11 protein-coding genes are annotated in these 17705 nt (G+C 68.8%); 6 read left to right on the forward strand and 5 right to left on the reverse strand.

Annotation, left to right across the window (positions count from 1 at the left end; all coding sequences use genetic code 11):
* Positions 1-12: 12 nt before the first annotated feature.
* The gene (locus IEY36_RS14435; RefSeq protein WP_188967810.1) at positions 13-1395 is read right to left on the reverse strand and encodes an HlyD family type I secretion periplasmic adaptor subunit; all 1383 of its coding nucleotides are present in this window, start codon (positions 1393-1395) and stop codon (positions 13-15) included.
* On the reverse strand, positions 1392-3545 hold the full coding sequence (locus IEY36_RS14440) for a peptidase domain-containing ABC transporter (RefSeq protein WP_188967811.1): 2154 nt from the start codon (positions 3543-3545) through the stop codon (positions 1392-1394). The genes IEY36_RS14435 and IEY36_RS14440 overlap by 4 nt, the downstream gene beginning before the upstream one ends.
* A 147-nt stretch (positions 3546-3692) precedes the next feature.
* On the opposite strand from IEY36_RS14440, the gene IEY36_RS14445 reads away from it, so the two are divergent.
* Entirely contained in the window at positions 3693-4907 is a 1215-nt protein-coding gene (locus tag IEY36_RS14445) for a GTP-binding protein (RefSeq protein ID WP_188967813.1), read from the forward strand.
* Between the two features lie 367 nt (positions 4908-5274).
* Positions 5275-6225, forward strand: coding sequence for a pirin family protein (locus tag IEY36_RS14450; protein WP_188967815.1), 951 nt, complete (start codon positions 5275-5277; stop codon positions 6223-6225).
* A 535-nt stretch (positions 6226-6760) separates the two neighbouring features.
* On the opposite strand, the gene IEY36_RS14455 is transcribed toward IEY36_RS14450, so the two are convergent.
* Together IEY36_RS14455 and mazG are read right to left on the reverse strand one after the other, a co-directional pair.
* Positions 6761-7666, reverse strand: a complete 906-nt coding sequence (locus IEY36_RS14455) for a hypothetical protein (protein WP_188967817.1) — start codon at positions 7664-7666, stop codon at positions 6761-6763.
* A 42-nt stretch (positions 7667-7708) separates the two neighbouring features.
* Complete coding sequence (gene mazG, locus IEY36_RS14460; protein ID WP_188967819.1) at positions 7709-8521, reverse strand: nucleoside triphosphate pyrophosphohydrolase; 813 nt, start codon at positions 8519-8521, stop codon at positions 7709-7711.
* Positions 8522-8647: 126 nt separating this feature from the next.
* Here mazG and IEY36_RS14465 point away from each other — a divergent pair, with 126 nt between their 5' ends.
* Genes IEY36_RS14465 through IEY36_RS14475 form a run of 3 tightly spaced genes read left to right on the forward strand, consistent with a single transcriptional unit; the run spans position 8648 to position 13331 of the window.
* The gene (locus tag IEY36_RS14465; RefSeq protein ID WP_188967821.1) at positions 8648-10675 is read left to right on the forward strand and encodes a molybdopterin-containing oxidoreductase family protein; all 2028 of its coding nucleotides are present in this window, start codon (positions 8648-8650) and stop codon (positions 10673-10675) included.
* Positions 10672-12072 carry an amidase family protein gene (locus tag IEY36_RS14470; protein ID WP_229681325.1) on the forward strand — a complete coding sequence of 467 codons (1401 nt, stop codon included), beginning with the start codon at positions 10672-10674 and terminating at the stop codon, positions 12070-12072. Before IEY36_RS14465 ends, IEY36_RS14470 begins: the two co-directional genes overlap by 4 nt.
* Positions 12073-12122: 50 nt before the next feature.
* The gene (locus IEY36_RS14475; protein WP_188967823.1) at positions 12123-13331 is read left to right on the forward strand and encodes an aminotransferase family protein; all 1209 of its coding nucleotides are present in this window, start codon (positions 12123-12125) and stop codon (positions 13329-13331) included.
* Positions 13332-13415: 84 nt separating this feature from the next.
* On the opposite strand, the gene dnaE is transcribed toward IEY36_RS14475, so the two are convergent.
* Positions 13416-16877 carry a DNA polymerase III subunit alpha gene (dnaE, locus tag IEY36_RS14480; RefSeq protein ID WP_188967825.1) on the reverse strand — a complete coding sequence of 1154 codons (3462 nt, stop codon included), beginning with the start codon at positions 16875-16877 and terminating at the stop codon, positions 13416-13418.
* Between the two features lie 200 nt (positions 16878-17077).
* On the opposite strand from dnaE, the gene IEY36_RS14485 reads away from it, so the two are divergent.
* Entirely contained in the window at positions 17078-17647 is a 570-nt protein-coding gene (locus IEY36_RS14485) for a HupE/UreJ family protein (RefSeq protein WP_188967826.1), read from the forward strand.
* The last annotated feature ends 58 nt before the right edge of the window (positions 17648-17705 follow it).

Genomic DNA, 17705 nt, shown 5'->3' on the forward strand with positions numbered 1-17705 from the left:
CGGCGACTGGTTTCAGGGTTCGCGTAGGCTCTCGTCGAGCCCGCGCAGAAGTGGGTAAGCAAAATAGGCAAGCAGGTTGCGACTGCCGATCTGCGCTTCGCCGACCAGCGTCATGCCCGGCAGCAGCCGGACAGGCGAGGGCACGCCACGCAGGTTGACGCCCTCGAGCGTAACCCGGCCACGATAGGCGGTCTCGCCGTTGTTCTCGCGCTCGCGCGGGAATGCACCCTCGCTGATGGTTCGCAGATGGCCCTCGGCGGTGCCGTGCTCCTGATAGGGGAAGGCATCGAATTTCACGCGTACGCTCTGCCCGACATCGAGCCGGCCGACATCGGCCGGGGCTATCGTCAGCTCCGCCTCCAGCACCGCATCGAGCGGCACGAGGGTGAACAACGCCTCCGCCTCGCGCACCACCGAGCCGACGGAGCGTGCGGCCACTTCCAGCACCACCGCGTCGGTCGGCGCGGTCAGCACCACCATGCTGCGGCGCAACTCGGCCTTCGTCAGCTCCTCGCGCGCGGCATCACGTTCGGAGCGGACACGTACCAGCTCCTCGAACATCTGCTGGCGCTGGTCCTCGGTGAAGCCACGCCGCTCTGCCTGGATGCGCAGCACGTCGTGCGACAGCTCATCGAGATTGGCGCGCAGATGCTCGATCCGCCCCTCGAGTTCGAGGCGGTTGTTGCGTGTCTCCAGCAGCAGCACCCGTGAGCCGATCTGCGTCGCCAACAACTGGGCACGCATCGCCTCCAATTCCCGAAGCACATCGAGGCGGGTCGACAGCACCTCCTGGTCGCGGCGACTGGTGACGATGGATGCCTGGGTGGAGGCGATGCGCGCATCGAATTCCGCGAGCCGCGCGCGGCGGAAGGCGCTGCGCTGCGCAAAGGTCGCCTGCTGAAGGCGCTGCTCGGCATCGGCATCCGCTCCGGGTGCGTAGTCATGCCCCTCGAGCTCCGCTTCGAGCCGCGCGACCTGGGCGCTTCGGGCCGCGAGGCGCACGCGCAACTGCGCAAGATCGGCCGCGGCAAAGGTCGGATCTAGCGTCGCCAGCGTCGCGCCGGCCCGCACCACGTCACCCGGCGCGACGTTGAGCTCCCGGATGACCGAGGTCTCCAGCGGCTGCACCACGAGGTTCGGCGTCGTGCTGATCAGCCGCCCCGTCGCCACCACCACCCGATCGACATGCGAGAGCGCGGCCCAGGCCACGGCCGAGACGATGAACGCCGCCGCCGCATAGAGCACCATGCGCGAGATGAAGCGCGGCGGCTTCTGTTCGAGCGCGATCGCCTCAGGCTGGAACGCTGCACGCTGTGCCGGCGTGAGGCGTGGGGCAGGGGAGGGGCGGGGCGTGGCCTTGCCACCTTCCACGCTGCGCAGGTCGGGCGGGGTCATGCCACGAGCCTCATCTGCTGGTTCCACAGCGTGCGGTAATTGTCGCAACGCTGCAGCAAGTCTCCATGCCGCCCGATATCAACCACCCGGCCACGCTCCAGCACCAGGATTGCCTGGGAATCGACCAGCGTCGCAAGGCGATGGGAGACGATGATCACCGTGCGCCCCTCGGCGATGCGACGCAGATTGCGCCGGATGATCGCCTCACTCTCAGGGTCGAGCGCGCTCGTCGCTTCATCCAGGATCAGGATGCGCGGGCGCGTGATGAGCGCGCGCGCGATCGCCAGGCGCTGGCGCTGGCCGCCGGAGAGATTCTGCCCGCCTTCCTCGATGTCCGTGTCGAAGCCGCGCGGCAGGCGTTCGATGAATTCATCCGCCCCCGCCATCCGGGCGGCCTCGGCGATCTCCTCGGGGCGCGCATCGGGGCGCGGTGCCGCGATGTTCTGGCGCACCGTGCCACGAAACAGGAAGTTCTCCTGCAACACGATGCCGGTTGATTGTCGCAGATGCGTCAGGTCGAACTCGCGGACATCGTGCCCGTCGATGCGCAACACCCCCTCCTGGGCGCTGTGCAGGCCCTGGAGCAATCGCGTCAGCGTCGACTTGCCCGAACCGCTGCGGCCAACGATGCCAAGCACCCCGCCGACCGGCACCTTGAAGGAAACATTGTCGAGCGCCGGCGCCGCGCTGGTCGGATAGCGGAAGGTGACACCCTCGAATTCCACCGCGCCCTCGATCGGCGGCGTGATGCCCTGGCCGCGACCGGCACGCTCAGTCTCGGCACCCATCACCTCGCCGAGCATGCGCACCGACATGGCGACGTCCTGGTATTCATGGACCATCGCGACCAGTTGAAGCAGTGGGCCCGAGACGCGGCCGGCCAGCATGTTGAAGGCGACCAGCGCGCCGATGCTCATCTTGCCGTCGAAGACGAGCAGCGCGCCGAAGCCGACGATCGCCACCATCATCGCCTTCTCGAGCAGGCCGGTCGCCGATTGCGCGAAGGCCGAGACCTTCTCCACCTCGTGGCGCATCTGCACCGCGCCGGCCGAACGCGTGTTCCAGGCGTGCAACTGGCGCGGTTCCATGGCCAGGGATTTCAGCGTGCGCATGCCGTGCACGCTCTCGACGAGCAGCGCCTGGCGTTCGCCCTCCGCCCGATGCAGGGCGGCCAGCCGGCGGCGGAACGGACCCGACAGCGCCGCGATCACCAGCGCTGCGATGACCGCGAAGCCAAGTACGACGCAGGCCAGTCGGGCGCTGTAGAGAAACAGGATGGGAAGGAAGACGATCAGCGTCATGCTGTCGAGCAGCGTGAGGAACATCCGGCCGGTCAGGAATTCCCGCACGCGTGAGGCCTGTTGCAGGTGGCGCACCACCACGCCGGCGGGCATGCGCTCGAAGAAGTCGATCGGCAGGCGCAGTAGATGGGCGAAGGTGCGCGTGGCGATGCGGATATCGATGCGGTTCGTCGCGTAGATCAGCAGGTAGCGTCGCAGGAACCCGAACAGCGCGTCGAACATCAATGCCAGCATGACGCCGACCAGCAGCACCTGCAGCGTCGCGTAGCTCTGGTGGACCAGCACCTTGTCAATGACGATCTGGAAGAAGATTGGCACGGCGAGGCCGAGCAGGCAGAGGAATAGGGCGGCGAGCGCGACCTCGCCGAACAGCCGGCGCTGGCGAAACAGCTCGGGCAGGAACCAGGTAAAGCCAAAGCCAGGCTGCACTGGGGCCTCGGCGGCGCGCGTGACGAGCAGCGCCTCGCCCTTCCACCGTTCGCAGAATCGGGACCCAGGAACCCGCAGGACGTCTTCCCCCACCGCCAGGGGATCGAGCACCAGGGCTGGAGGCTCGGTTTCCTCGCCGGCGACCGCGGCGACGCCGAGGACGACCACCCAATTGTCGTTGTCGAGGCGGGCCAGCACCGGATGGGTTGGCGGCAGGGTGCACAACTCATCCCAGGTGAGAGATGCACGTTCCAGGCGAAGACCGATCTCGTTACCTATACGAATTAGAAATTTGGCAGGTTCTTCGCCTTCATCTTGCGTGTATTCACGATCCAACCGCTCAACCGAAAATTGCAAACCGTGATAACGTGCAACGTCAGAAAGAGAAAGTAGGCATGTTTCTCGGGGAGACTTTGGCATATGAGTTCCGTGTTATTTCCAGTGACTCTAATTTCGAGACGTTGCGGATCGTATGTTGCTATCCTCCGTGCGTATTCGCAATAGTTTAATCTGTTTTCAGCAAAGGGGCTTTTTTGATGCACGCGCTGTCCAGGGCAGTCCCGTCACATGCCGAGTAACGACGATCCGCGGGGCCGGCTGCCGGTGACCGTGCTGTCGGGCTTCCTCGGGGCCGGCAAGACGACGGTCCTGCGCCACCTTCTGGAGCATGCGGGCGGGCGCCGGCTGGCCGTGTTGGTCAACGACATGGCGGAGGCCAATATCGACGCGGCCCTGCTCGATGCCGACGGATCGATCGGGCGCGGGCGCGACGGCGTGGTCGAACTGTCCAATGGCTGCATCTGCTGCACGCTGCGCGAGGAACTGGTCGTCGAGATCGCGGCGCTGGCCCGGCGCGGCGCGTTCGATGCCCTGCTGATCGAGAGCACCGGCATCAGCGAGCCGATGCCGGTGGCCGCAGGTTTCGACCTGCCCTTGGCCTCCGGTGGCGCCCTGGCCGATGTCGCACGCCTCGACACGATGGTGACCGTGGTCGATGCCTTCGCGTTCCTGCATGACTATTGCAGCAGGGACAGCCTGGCCGATCGCGGCCTCGCCTCGGGGACGGAGGATGCGCGCCACATCGTCGATCTCCTGGCCGACCAGGTCGAATTCGCCGACGTGATCCTGTTGAACAAGACGGACCTTCTCCCGGCCGAGGCGCTGCGGCGGCTCACGGAATTGCTCCGTGCCTTAAACCCGCTGGCGGCCATCCACCCCTGCATCAACGGCCAGGTCGCCCCCGAGGCGGTGATCGGTACCGGCCGCTTCGATCCGGTCCGCGCCCGGATGGCGGCGGGCTGGCGGCGCGCCCTGAGCGGGGAGCATGTGCCCGAGAGCGAGGAATTCGGCATCGCCTCCTTTGTCTGGCGGGCGCGCCGGCCGCTGCATCCGGGTCGTGCCGCCGCCTTCCTGCGCGCCCCGCTGCCCGGCGTTATCCGGGCCAAGGGCGTGGTGTGGCTGGCGAGCCAGCATGATTGGGCGTCGCAATGGCATCTGGCCGGCGGCCAGCGACGGCTGACCCCCGCGGGCCCCTGGTGGGCGGCGCGGCCACGCGAGCATTGGCCGCGCGACGATGCCTGGCGCGACTGGGCGCGGGCACAATGGCAGGAACCATGGGGCGACCGCCGCCAGGAGATCGCTTTCATCGGCCAGGCCATGCCACAAGGGTCGATCATCGCCGCGCTCGACCGTTGCCTGCTGACCGATGCCGAGATGCAGGGCGGGCCGGCTGGCTGGCTAGGGCTGGCGGATCCGTTCGCAGCGCCGCACGCCGCACAATAGCACGCTGGGCGCCTTCAGAACCCGTCGGGAAAGCCCGGCACCGGCCCGCGTGCCAGGCCGGGTCAGTATCTGCGATGGTTGGTTGGCCGGCAGAGGTGCGGCCCGGCGCCCGACTTGTAAACGCGCCGGATTGCGCCTCTCCGGACCGACCCTCAGCACCGCCCGGCCTTGCCCCAATACCGGCCGGCTACTGGACATATCGTCGCTTCCCCGATTGTTGCGGGAGGCTCTGCCGGCGTTCCTCGAGGTGTTGCCGAGCCGTCGGGTCGGCCCAGCTGCGATCCTGCTTCGTGATGGCGTACATCATCGGCCGGGCATGGCCGTGCGCGGGCAGGATGGCGATACTGCCGGCAACAGGAGATCCGAGATGAGCACCCTCGACGAAGCCGACCCGATCTGCCCGCCGCCGCCACCAGGCCTAGAGAGCGTCATCGTCCCGCGCGCCCACGATATCGGCGGCTTCGAGGTGCGCCGGGCGCTGCCGGCACGCGAGCGCCAGATGGTCGGGCCCTTCATCTTCTTCGACCAGATGGGGCCGGGCGAGTTCCTCACCGGCAAGGGGCTCGATGTGCGGCCGCATCCGCATATCGGGCTTTCGACCGTGACCTATCTGTTCGAGGGCGAGATCCTGCATCGCGACAGCCTGGGCAGCGCGCAGGCGATCAAGCCCGGCGCCTTGAACTGGATGACGGCCGGGCGCGGCATCGTGCATTCGGAGCGCACCGACCCGGCGCAGCGCGACCGGCTGCAGCGGATGTTCGGCATCCAGTCCTGGGTGGCGCTGCCGAAATCGGCCGAGGACACCGCGCCGGCCTTCGCCCATCACGATGCCGGCGCGCTGCCGATTGTCGATGAGGGCGGCCTGACCCTGCGGTTGATCGCCGGGGAAGGCTGGGGGCTGAAGGCGCCCGTCGAGGTCTCCTCGCCATTGTTCTATGCCGATGCGGTGCTGCTGCCCGGTGCGCGGCTGCCGCTGCCGGACCAGCATGAGGAACGCGGCGCCTATGTGGTGGAAGGCTCGGTCGAGGTCGCCGACGTGGTGTTCGAGGCCGGGCGGATGCTGGTGTTCCGCGCCGGGGATTCTCTGGCGCTGACCGCCGGGCCACGCGGCGCGCGGCTGCTGATGCTCGGTGGCGCGGTGATGGATGGGCCGCGCTACCTGTACTGGAACTTCGTCGCGTCCTCGCGCGAGCGGCTGGAGCAGGCGAAGGCGGATTGGAAGGGCGGCAACTTCCCGACCGTGCCGGGGGACGACAAGGAATTCATCCCGTTGCCGGAGACGCGGGTGAGCGTGAAGGCGGAGACGCGGCGGGGGTGAGACAAGGTGATCGGGGCGGGCACATCGACGGCCTCCGCGGATCAAGAGGCTGATATTCCACACTTTAAGATTTTAGGATTTTAGGATTTTATCGGCCTTCGACGTGATTTGTAGCACCGGCCCTTTACTCGGGCCGGTACGTCCGAGAGGGGCTTTGCTCCTCTCGCGCTTCCCCACGACCGGGACCCATGGACGTTGCGGAGCAACGCCGATGGGAGTTTCTCGGCCATAGGGATTTTGGAAACCTAGACTTGGCGCCGTGCGGCGCTGTCAGGAAGGGTGCGGAGGCTTGCCCTTGCGCCCGAAGCACGTTGCGCCGGCGGGAGCATGCCTCCCACGCCCGAACCCGAAAACAGCATTCCAAAGTGCCCTGCACTTTGGCGGGGAGGTTTGGAGGGGCGGCGCCCCTCCGTTCTTTAAGACCGAGACTATCCATCCGGGCCTCGGCGTCAGGCGGACGCAAGTCGTCCCGTAATTGGAAAATCATATCAGGAACATCGGCCAAAATCCAGCACGGCGAGCCGTCGCCCCGCCGTCAGCGCCAGCCCAGGCTGAACACCGCGACCTGGTCGGGGCCCTGCGGTTGGCATCGGCCGCCCAGCAGGGGCGCCCCAGGCGCATTGGCCGCCCGCACCGCCGCCGCGAAGGGGCTGCAGGCGATCCGCGCGGCGATCTGGCGCTCCGTCTCGGCCAGGCCCGGGACGCCGGCCGGCCAGGCGGCGCGCTGCAGGCGTTGCGCCTCGGCGGCATGGCCCGCGTAGATCATGCAGGTGGCGAGACGGGCGGCCTCGACACCCGGATGCCGCCCGCCGGGGCTGCGCCAGTCCTGTGCGCGCAGCGCGGCGATCGCGGTATCGGGGTCGGCATAGGTGGTGACGCGCTGCTCGGGCGGCGGGAAGCCCTCGGGCGCGGCCATCTCGATGCAGGCGGTGCCGAGGGCGGCCGCCACGGGCCGGCGCATCGCGGCGATGTCGGGTTCCAGCGCGCGGCCGCTCCAGCGGAAGGGGATGGTTGGGTGGAGGTCGGCAGCCCGGCTGATCGGCGCCTCCCAGAAATCAAAGCCGGCATCGGCGATCTGGATCGCCGGCCCGTCCGGCGGGGCCAGGCGGATCTCGTCAGGGTCGCGCTTGCCGAGGGGGAGGGAGGCGATGTGGGCGAGGCCGGCCGACCCCTGGCGGAACAGGTGCAGGGTCCAGCAGCAATAGGCGCCGCCGGTCCAGCCGATGATGCCGATGGCCGTGGCGTCGTCGCCGATCGGGACGGGCGCCCCGTCGCGGAACGGGGTGAAGCGTTGGGTGCGGGCTTTCCAGAGCGTCCGGCCGTTGCGGGTCAGGCGGAGTTCCTCGCCCATGCCTTGCGGGACGGCGGCAACCCGCCCGGCGGCGCCGGCATCGAGCAGGGTGCGGCGGGGCTGAGCCAGCGCTTCATGCGATGAGAACAACCACAAGAACAGCAGAATGAATGATAAAGATCGTATTGTGGATCAGCCTCCCGCACGTTCGCGACGCTTGGCCTCCAGCCACAGGGCCTCCATGTCGTCGAGCGTCGAATCGGCCGGTAATTTTCCTTCATATTGAAGTGTTTGTTCGATAAAACCGAAGCGACGCTCGAACTTACGATTGGCCCCGCGCAGGCAATCCTCCGGCTCCAGATCCAACTTGCGGGCGAGGTTCGCCAGAACGAAGAGCAGGTCGCCGACCTCATCGCGTATCGCCGCAGGATCAAGGTCTTGTGGAGCCTTTTGTATCTCCACGCGCAACTCGCCAGCCTCCTCCTCCAGCTTGTCGAGCACCGAGGCGGCGTCGGGCCAGTCGAAGCCGACCCGCCCGGCGCGCTTCGTCAGCTTGGCGGCGCGGGTCAGCGCGGGCAGGCCGATCGGGATGCCGGCCAGCGTGCCGGTCTCGGCGCGGGCGGCGCGCTCGCTGGCCTTCTGGACCTCCCAGGCGGCGATCTGCTGGTCGGCGGTGCGGGTCTCGTCGGCGCCGAAGACGTGCGGGTGGCGGCGGACCATCTTGTCGGCGATCGCCCCGGCGACGTCGGCGAAGGCGAACCAGCCGCGCTCCTCGGCCATGCGGGCGTGGTAGATTACCTGGAACAGCAGGTCGCCGAGCTCGTCGAGCAGCGTCGCCGGGCTGCCCTGGGCGATGGCGTCCTCGACCTCGTAGGCTTCCTCGATGGTGTAGGGGGCGATGGTGGCGAAGTCCTGTACCTGGTCCCAGGGGCAGCCCGTTTCGGGGTCGCGCAGCCGCGCCATGACGTCGATGAGGTGGGCGATGGCGGCGGGGGCGTCGGTCATGGCGGGTCCGGGGCAGGGGTTGGACTGTCGTCCCGCGACCCTGCGACGATGGCAAGCCCCCGCGACCGGTTGCGCCCGGCGCCAAGCTTTCCGAGACTGCCTTCCTGTTCGAAGGACAAGCCTGCCATGACCAAGACCCGCGTCGTCTGCGCCCATGACTGCCCCGACATGTGCTCCCTCGTCGCGGAGGTCGAGGATGGGCGCCTGGTGCGGCTGCAGGGCGACCCGGACGAGGCCTATACGGCCGGATTCGCCTGCGCGAAGGTCAATCGGGACATGGAGACGGTGCATTCGCCCGACCGGCTGCGCACGCCGCTGCGCCGCGTCGGGCCGAAGGGCAGCGGGGAGTTCACTCCGATCAGCTGGGATGCGGCGCTGGACGAGATCACCAGCCGCTGGAAGGCGATCATCGCCGAGTCCGGGCCGCAGGCGATCCTCGGCTACGCCTATTCGGCGCATCAGGGGCATATGAACCGGCGGCTGGTGGGCGGGCTGTTCCATGCGCTGGGCACGTCGCGGCTGCAGGCGGGGACGGTGTGCGACACCTGCTGCGAGACCGCCTGGGACATGACCTGCGGGCCGGTCGGCGGGACCGACCCCGAGGCCGTGGTACATTCGGACTTGGTGATCGCCTGGGGCTGCGACCTGATGGCGGTGAACGTCCATTTCTGGGCGCTGCTGGAGAAGGTGCGCAAGACCGGGGTGAAGCTCGTGGTGATCGACCCGCGGCGCAGCCAGACCGCCGCGCGGGCCGATTGGCACCTGCCGATCCGCGTCGGCACGGATGCGGCGCTGGCCTGCGGCATCGCGCATATCCTGGAGCGAGATGGGCTGCTCGACCGCGAGTATGTCGCGGCGAATACGCTCGGCTTCGAGCGCTGGTCGTCCGAGGTGCTGCCGCAGTTCCCGCCGGCGCGCGTTGCGGAGATCACCGGGCTTTCGGTCGAGGCTGTCGAGCGGCTGGCGGCCATGTATGGCGCGGCCAAGGCCTCGCTGATCCGGTTGGGTGAGGGGATGACGCGGCTCGCCCGGGGCGGTCAGGCGCTGCGCGCGGTCGCGACGCTGCCGGCGCTGACCGGCGCCTATGGGCGGGAAGGGGGCGGGGCGCTGCTGCTCGCCGCCGGGTCGATGGATTTCCAGTTCGGTATGGTCGGCAAGCCGTCGGGGCCGGCCTCGGCGCGCATGGTGAACCACCTGGCGTTGGGCGAGGCGCTGGAGGAGATGACCGACCCGCCGTTGCGCGCCCTGTTCATCGCCGCCAACAACCCGGCAGTGACCAACCCGGATGTGAACCGGCTGCGCCGCGCGCTGGCGAGCAAGGAGCTGTTCACCGTCGTCCACGACCCCTTCATGACCGACACGGCGCGCTATGCGGACATCGTGCTGCCGGCGACGACCTATCTGGAGACCGAGGATTTCTACCGGTCCTACGGGTCGTATCGGATGCAGTACGCGCCGGCGGCGGTGGCGCCGCAGCATGAGGCGATGTCGAATTTCCACCTGGCGCAGGCGCTGGGGCAGCGGATGGGGCTGACCGACCCGGTGTTCTCGATGGCGCCGAAGGACATCGTGCCGCATTTCTTCAAGGGGGCGACCGGCATCATCGCCGCGGTGGACCCGGCGCTGGTGTTCGAGGGGCCGGTGAAGGTCGCCCCGCCCAGCGCGCAGGAATTCCGCACGCCGTCGGGCAGGCTCGAGATCTATTCCGAGACGCTGGCGCGGCAGGGCGTGACGCCGATGCCGGTGTGGGAGGTCGACCCGGTCGAGGCGGCCGATGCAGCGCGCTGGCCGCTGCGGCTGCTGACCGCGCCGGGGTATTTCCAGGCGCATACGGCCTATGCGGCCTCGCCCTTCCTGCGCAAGCGGGAGGGGGCGCCCTGCGCCATCCTGCACCCGGAGGAGGCGGCCAAGCGCGGGTTGGCGGACGGCGCTTCGGTGAAGCTGTTCAACGGGCGGGGCGAGGTGGGGCTGGTGCTGCGGATCAGCGACGAGGTGCAGCCGGGCGTCGTGCTGGTGCCGGGCCAGCGCCCGGATGGCGAGGCGGTGTCGGGCACGGTGAACATGCTTTGTGATGAAAGACGGACGGATATGGGTGAGGGTGCCTGCTACCAATCGACCTTCCTGGATGTCGCGGCCTGGGAGCAGGCGGCGTGAGCGACCTTGCCACGCTGAGCGCGGTCGAACAGGCGCAGATGATCCGCGACCGGCGGGCCTCGCCGGTGGAAGTGACCAAGGCGGTGCTGGGGCGCATCGCTGAGTGGGAGCCGCGCATCAATGCGTTCGCGGCGCTGGATGCAGAGCGGGCGATGATCGCGGCGCGGGCGGCCGAGGCGATGGTGATGGCCGGCGTGCCGATCGGGCCGCTGCATGGCGTGCCGGTGACGATCAAGGACGTGCAGGCGGTCGAGGGGCTGCCGACGCGGCGCGGATCGCGGCTGACCTCCGATGCGCCGGCGGTGGCCGATGCGCCGCTGGTCAAGCGGTTGCGGGATGCGGGGGGGATCATCCTCGGCAAGACCGCGGCGACGGAGAATGGCTGGACCGCCGTCAGCAGCGGGCCGCTGATGGGGCATACGCATAATCCGTGGATGCAGGGGCGGACGGCCGGGGGGTCGTCATCGGGGGCGGCGGCGCTGGCGGGGGCGGGCTGCGGGGCGCTGCATCTGGGCACGGATGGGGCAGGGTCGATCCGCATTCCGGCGCATTTCTGCGGGGTGGTGGGACATAAGCCGACCTTCGGGCTGGTGCCCTATGCGCCGGTGCCGAACAACAATTCGGTCTCCCATGCCGGGCCGCTGGCGCGCAGCGTGGGGGATGCGGCCTTGATGTTGGAGATCATGTCCGGGCTGCATTCCGCTGATCATACAACATTGCCGATGAAGTTCCGGTCAGCCGAAGTATGGGGACCGGACCTCAAGGGGATGCGGATTGCCTATAGCCCGGACCTGGGCCATGCGCGGGTCGATCCGGAGGTCGCCGAGGCCGTGCGCGGGTCGATCAACGCGCTGGTCGCCGCCGGGGCGACGGTGGAGGAAGTGACGCCGCCCTGGGGGCCGAAGGGGCCGGAGCTGGAGCGTCTGGTCTGGGCTGTGGCGATGTATCCCTTCATCGAGACAGACCCGGCGCGGCGGGCGGAGATGGATCCGGGGCTGGTCGCCTGCCTCGATGAATATGTCGGGCTGACGGTGAAGGAGGCGATCGCGACCTCGGCCAAGCGGATTGCCTATGCGGCGGAGGTGAATGGCTGGTTCGCCGATGGCGGGTGGGATGCGCTGGTGACGCCAGCGGCCTCGGTGGCGGCGTTTGAGGTCGGGCGGCAGCGGCCGGCGCATTGGCCGGACCATGTGTGGGACTGGCTCGTCTGGGCGGAGTTTTCCTACCCCTTCGACCTGTCGCATGGGCCGGCGGTGTCGGTGCCCTGCGGGCGGACCGGGGAGGGGCTGCCGATCGGGTTGCAGATCGCCGGGGCGCGGTGTGACGACGCCAAGGTGTTGCGGATTGCCGATGCCTTCCTGCGGGCGCAGCCATTCCAGCCGGGGTTCGCCCGCTGAGCGGGGGCGAGGCCTTCTGGGATGATGAAGGGCATCTGCCGGGGCATGCGATGCCGGCGATCGCCTCGGCCGAGGGGTGTTGGCTGACCGATGAGGGCGGGCGGCGGCTGTTCGATGCCGGGTCGGGGCATAGCTGCGTCAATCTCGGCTATGCGCATGAGGAGCTGGTCGCGGCGGCGGCGGAGAGTTACCGGCGGCTGGCCTATTGCTCGCCGGACCATCGCAGCCGGCCGGTGATGGCGCTGGCGGAGGCGTTGAGCGCGCGGCTCGGCGGTGGGTATCGGCTGCGGTATGCGGCGACGGGCGGCGGGGCGAATGAACTCGCCATCGAAATCGCGCGGCGGTTCTGGCGGCATCAGGGGCGGGCGGGGAAGCGGCGGGTGATCGCCTTTGACCGCGCCTATCATGGGTCGACCGGGGCGGCGAGCTACGCCAGCGGGCCGGGGATCCTGCAATCGCCCATGGTGGATCGGAGCGAGGAGTTCATCCATGTGCCCGGGGCGCGGGACGTCATGGCTGGGCGGTCGCGGGGGCTGGAGGAGATCCGGGCCGGGGTCGAGGCGGCGATCGCTGGCGCCGGCAGCGGAACGATTGCGGCGCTGATTGTGGAGCCGGTGGCCTTTGCCGGTGGCGTCGTGGTGCCGCCGGCAGGGTTCCTTGCGATGCTGGCCGCGTTGTGCCGGCAGCATGGCATGCTGTTGATCGTCGATGAGGTGATCAACGGTTTCGGGCGCAGCGGGGCCTGGTTCGCCTTCCAGCACGAGGCCGGGGTGCGGCCGGATATCGTGACGATGGGGAAGGGGATCACCTCGGCCTATTTCCCGCTGGCTGCGGCGGCGGTCGATGAACGGATCTTCGCGACCTTCCTCACGCCCGGGCACGCCATGACGAAGGTCATCACCATGGCGGGGCATCCCGTCGGCTGCGATGTGGCGCTGAAGGTGCTGGAGATCATGGAGCGCGACGGGCTGGTCGAGCGCGTGCTGCGGCATGGCGCCGGGGTGCTGGCAGGGCTGCGGGCGTTGCAGGGCGCGGCCGGACTGCGTGAGGTGCGTGGGGTCGGCCATATGTGGGGGCTGGAGTTCGACAGCGCTGAGGCGGCCGAGGCGGTAGATGAGCATTGCCTGGCAGCGGGCATCCTGCTGCTGCGAGCGGGTAACCTGATCCGCGTCAACCCGCCGCTGGTGGCCAGTGAGGCGGAGTTGGGCTTGTTGGTGGAGACGATTGGTGCGGCGGTGCGGGGGATCGGGGGGGGCTGAAGGCGCTGTCGCGATGGCCGGGCTGGAACGTGCAATTCCCGCATAAGGTATATTATGGAAAATATTGAGGCCATGACGCGGGCCTCAGATCTCCTCCATGGCCGAAACGCCTGGCATCACCTTCATGGCCTGCATCATGCGCGGGCCGATGTTGAAGCCGCCCGGCAGCGCGACCTCCACCTCCTGGCCCGGTCCGGTGCGCGGCACCAGCACCACGCGCCCACGGCCGCGACCCTCGCGCGTCAGTAGCGCCTGGATCGGGCCGAGGCCGGAGACATCGTCGAGCCACAGCCGCACGCCACCGCCGGCACCGCTCGCGGCCTTGTCCAGCGCCTCGACGTCGCTGGCGGTCAGGCGCAGCGCCTCGCCTTCCATCCGGGCCTCGGCGCTGACCAGTACGGCATTGCCTTCGGCCAGCAGGTCGCGGGAGCGGTTCAGCACTTCGGAGAAGCAGGTCACCTCGAAGGAGCCTTGCGCGTCGGACAGCCGGATCCAGGCCATGCGGCTGCCGGTCTTGGTGGTGCGTTCCTTGGCGTTCACCACGGTGCCGGCCAGCTTCAGCCGGGCCGAGCCGGATCGCGTCCGATCGGCGATCAGCGCCGAGGAGGTCACACCCAGACGCTGCAGAGCCTTGCGATAGGTGTCCAACGGATGGGCCGAAATGTGAAAGCCGACCGCCTCGGCCTCATGGGACAGGCGTTCCAGCAAAGGCCAGTCTGGGACATCGGGCAGCCGCAGCGGTTCATTTCGTTGCGAATCCGCCCCGAACAGACCGATCTGGCCGGAGCCGCGCTCCTCGGCGCTGGCCTGGGCGCGGCGCAGGATGGTTTCGGCACCGGCCATCACCTTGGCGCGGTTCTTCTCTAGGCATTCGAAGGCGCCGGCGCGGGCTAGGTTCTCGATCTGCATCTTGTTGAGCAGCTTGGGGTCGACCCGGCCGGCGAGGTCGGCCAGCGAGACGAAGGGGCCGTCGGCGTCGCGGGCCTTCACCAGATCCTTCATCGCCGCCTCGCCGACGCGCTTCACTGCGGCCAGAGCGAAGCGGATCGCTTCCTTGCCTTCCGGCGTCGTCTCCACGCGGAATTCGGCGCCGGACCGGTTGATGTCCGGCGGCAGGATGGGAATGCCGAGCCGCGCGCATTCCTGCATGTGGCCAGCGAGCTTGTCGGTGTTCGACAGATCCAGCGTCATCGAGGCAGCGAGGAACGCCACCGTGTGGTTCGCCTTCAGCCACGCCGTTTGGTACGACACCAGCGCGTAAGCCGCCGCGTGAGACTTGTTGAAGCCGTAATCGGCGAAGCGCTCCATCAGGTCGAAGATCTCGGCGGCCTTGGCGGCGTCGATGCCGCGGCCCTCGGCGCCCTCGCAGAAGATCTTGCGCTGGGCTTCCATCTCCGAGCGGATCTTCTTGCCCATGGCGCGGCGCAGCAGGTCGGCGCCGCCCAGGCTGTAGCCGGCGAGATCCTGCGCGATCTGCATGACCTGTTCCTGATAGACCATGATCCCATAGGTCTCGGACAGGATGTGCATGATCGCCGGATGCGGCGGCTCCCACGCCTCGCCGAGCTTGCGCGCGCAATAGGCGGGGATGTTCGCCATCGGGCCCGGACGGTACAGCGCCACGGCGGCGACGAGGTCCTCGAAGCGGGAGGCGCGCATCTGCCGCAGGCAGTCACGCATCCCCTGCCCTTCGAACTGGAACACGCCGGCCGCGTCGCCCTTGGCCAGCATGGCGTAGGTCTTGGTGTCGTCAAGCGGGATGGCGGCGATGTCGACCTCCACCCCCTGCCCCTTCAGGATGGCCAGCGCGCGTTCGATGACCGTCAGCGTCTTGAGGCCGAGGAAGTCGAACTTCACCAGCGAGGCCGCTTCCGCGTATTTCATCGAATACTGCGTCACCAACATCGGCGAACGCGGGTCGCGATACAGCGGCACGATCTCGACCAGCGGCTTGCGGCCAATCACCACGCCGGCGGCATGGGTCGAGGCGTTGCGGTACAGACCCTCCACCTGCAGCGCGATGTCGAGCAGACGGGCGACCTGTTCGTCGCCGTCGCGCATTTCCTGCAGCCGTGGCTCGCCCTCGATCGCCTGGCCGAGCGTCACCGGCTTCGCCGGATTGAACGGGATGAGCGAGGCGATCTTGTCGACTTGGCCATAGGGCATGCCGAGCACGCGGCCGACGTCGCGCACCGCGGCCTTCGCCTGCAACTTGCCGAAGGTGATGATCTGCGCGACGCGATCGGCGCCATATTCGCGCACGACGTATTGGATGACCTCGTCGCGTCGGTCCTGGCAGAAATCGATGTCGAAGTCGGGCATCGAGACGCGTTCGGGGTTCAGGAAGCGTTCGAAGAGCAGGCCGAAGCGCAGCGGGTCGAGGTCGGTGATCAGCAACGACCAGGCGGCGACCGAACCGGCGCCCGAGCCACGGCCGGGGCCGACCGGGATCGGCGGGGTCTGCGCCTTGGCCCATTGGATGAAGTCGGCGACGATCAGGAAGTAGCCGGGGAAACCCATCTTCTCGATGACGCCGAGTTCGTAGTCCAGCCGGTCGCGATAGACCTGCCGCTTCGCCTCGTCCGGTGGCGGCTGCATGGCATCGAGGCGCTTTTCCAGCCCGTCCTTCGCCATGGCGCGGACGGTCTCGGCCTCGGTCATGCCCTCGCCCACCTTGGGGCAGATTGGCAGTTCGGGCTTCTTGCTCTCCGCCATCACGGCGCACATCCGCGCGATGGCGATGGTGTTGTCGCAGGCCTCGGGAAGGTCGGCGAACAGCTCGCGCATCATCGCCGCCGGCTTGAACCAGTGCTCGGGGGTGACGCGGCGGCGCTCTCGCTCGGCCATGGTGCGGCCCTCGGCGATGCAGAGCAGCGCGTCATGCGCCTCATGCATCTCGCGGGCTGCGAAATAGACGTCGTTGGCGGCGACGATGGGTAGGCGGGCTTCGTTCGCCAGCGCCAGGAGCCCGGCCTCGATGGCGCGTTCCTGCGGCAGGCCGTGGCGGTGCAGTTCGACGGCGAGACGGTCGGGGAAGGCCTCGCGCAATTCATGCAGGATGCGCGTGGCGGCATCGCGCCTTCCGTCGCCGAGCAGCCGCGCCACCGTGCCCAGCGTGCCGCCGGTCAGCAGGAAGATGCCCTCGGAATGTCGGCGCAGCAGGTCGAGCGTGATCGCCGGCCGGCCGGAGGGGTCGTCGCGCAGATAGCCGTTGGAGGAGAGCTTCTGCAGGTTCTCCAGCCCCGCCCCATCCATCGCGAGCGCGACCAGCGGGTCGGGGTTCTGCCGCGCGACATCGGGGCGGTCGGGGTCGGCCTCGGCGCGCGTCAGGAAGAGCTGGCAGCCCATGATCGGCTGCACGCCCTTCTTCGAGCAGTATTCGGCGAATTCCAGCGCGCCGAACATGTTGGCGCTGTCGGTCAGCGCCACCGCCGGCATGCCGTTGGAGGCCGCGAGGGCCGCCAGCTTGTCCGCCTTGATCGCGCCCTCGCTCAGCGAATAGGCGGAATGGACGTGCAGGTGGATGAAGGCGGCAGGTTCGGTCATCGCAGGACTCGCGAGCATCCGACACGGTAGCGCGGCGGCGAGCCGGATGGGAGGCAAGGAAAGGTATTGCTCCGCCGCGCGGCTGCCGGGCAAGCGCCTGCTCGCGATCGGCGCGGCCCGGCATGCGGTTTGCTTGCCTTGCAGGGGCGTGGCGACGCCGCCAGGATCGACGCCGAAACCACCTTTGCACGGAGCTTTCCATGACCCAGCGCCTGCTGCGCGCCAGCGCCCTGATCCTCCCCCTGCTCGCTGCCGGCCCGGCTTTCGCCCATGGCGGGCATGCCGAAGGACTGGCGGCCGGCTTCACCCATCCGCTGCTCGGGGTGGATCATCTGGTGGCCATGCTGGCGATCGGGTTGTGGGCCGCGCAGTCGGGCATGGCGCGCGGCTGGGCGCTGCCGGCGGCGTTTCTCGGCGGCATGGCGGGCGGCATCGGGCTTGGGCTGGTGAGCGCGCTACCGGCCTGGATCGAACCGGGGGTCGCCGCGACGGTGTTGGTGCTGGGCCTGGTGGTGGCGTTGGCGGTACCGATGCGTGCGGCGGTTGCGCTGCCGCTCGCCGCCGGCTTCGGGCTGCTGCATGGCGCGGCGCATGGCGGTGAGATCGGCGGGTCGGTGTTGCTGACGGCGGCGGGGATGCTGGCGGCCTCGGCGCTGCTGCATGCGACGGGCTTCGCGATGGGGCGGCTCGCGAACGGGCGCGCGGCGCTGTTGCGCAGCGGCGGGGCCGGCATCGCGGCGGCGGGCGTGGCGCTGCTGGTTCTTGGTTGAACGAGATAGCGATTGGAGGGGCTTTGCCCCCTCATAGTTCCTTTTGCCGCGCAGGTGG

Origin of the sequence: Neoroseomonas lacus, from assembly GCF_014644535.1 — a bacterium.
GTDB lineage: Bacteria > Pseudomonadota > Alphaproteobacteria > Acetobacterales > Acetobacteraceae > Neoroseomonas > Neoroseomonas lacus.

What these genes read in the sequence shown, in the direction of transcription:
- IEY36_RS14435 (WP_188967810.1), bottom strand. Translation starts at nt 1,395, where the DNA reads ATGACCCCGCCCGACCTGCGCAGCGTGGAAGGTGGCAAGGCCACGCCC.
- IEY36_RS14440 (WP_188967811.1), bottom strand. Translation starts at nt 3,545, where the DNA reads ATGCCAAAGTCTCCCCGAGAAACATGCCTACTTTCTCTTTCTGACGTT.
- IEY36_RS14445 (WP_188967813.1), top strand. Translation starts at nt 3,693, where the DNA reads ATGCCGAGTAACGACGATCCGCGGGGCCGGCTGCCGGTGACCGTGCTG.
- IEY36_RS14450 (WP_188967815.1), top strand. Translation starts at nt 5,275, where the DNA reads ATGAGCACCCTCGACGAAGCCGACCCGATCTGCCCGCCGCCGCCACCA.
- mazG (WP_188967819.1), bottom strand. Translation starts at nt 8,521, where the DNA reads ATGACCGACGCCCCCGCCGCCATCGCCCACCTCATCGACGTCATGGCG.
- IEY36_RS14465 (WP_188967821.1), top strand. Translation starts at nt 8,648, where the DNA reads ATGACCAAGACCCGCGTCGTCTGCGCCCATGACTGCCCCGACATGTGC.
- IEY36_RS14475 (WP_188967823.1), top strand. Translation starts at nt 12,123, where the DNA reads ATGCCGGCGATCGCCTCGGCCGAGGGGTGTTGGCTGACCGATGAGGGC.
- dnaE (WP_188967825.1), bottom strand. Translation starts at nt 16,877, where the DNA reads ATGACCGAACCTGCCGCCTTCATCCACCTGCACGTCCATTCCGCCTAT.
- IEY36_RS14485 (WP_188967826.1), top strand. Translation starts at nt 17,078, where the DNA reads ATGACCCAGCGCCTGCTGCGCGCCAGCGCCCTGATCCTCCCCCTGCTC.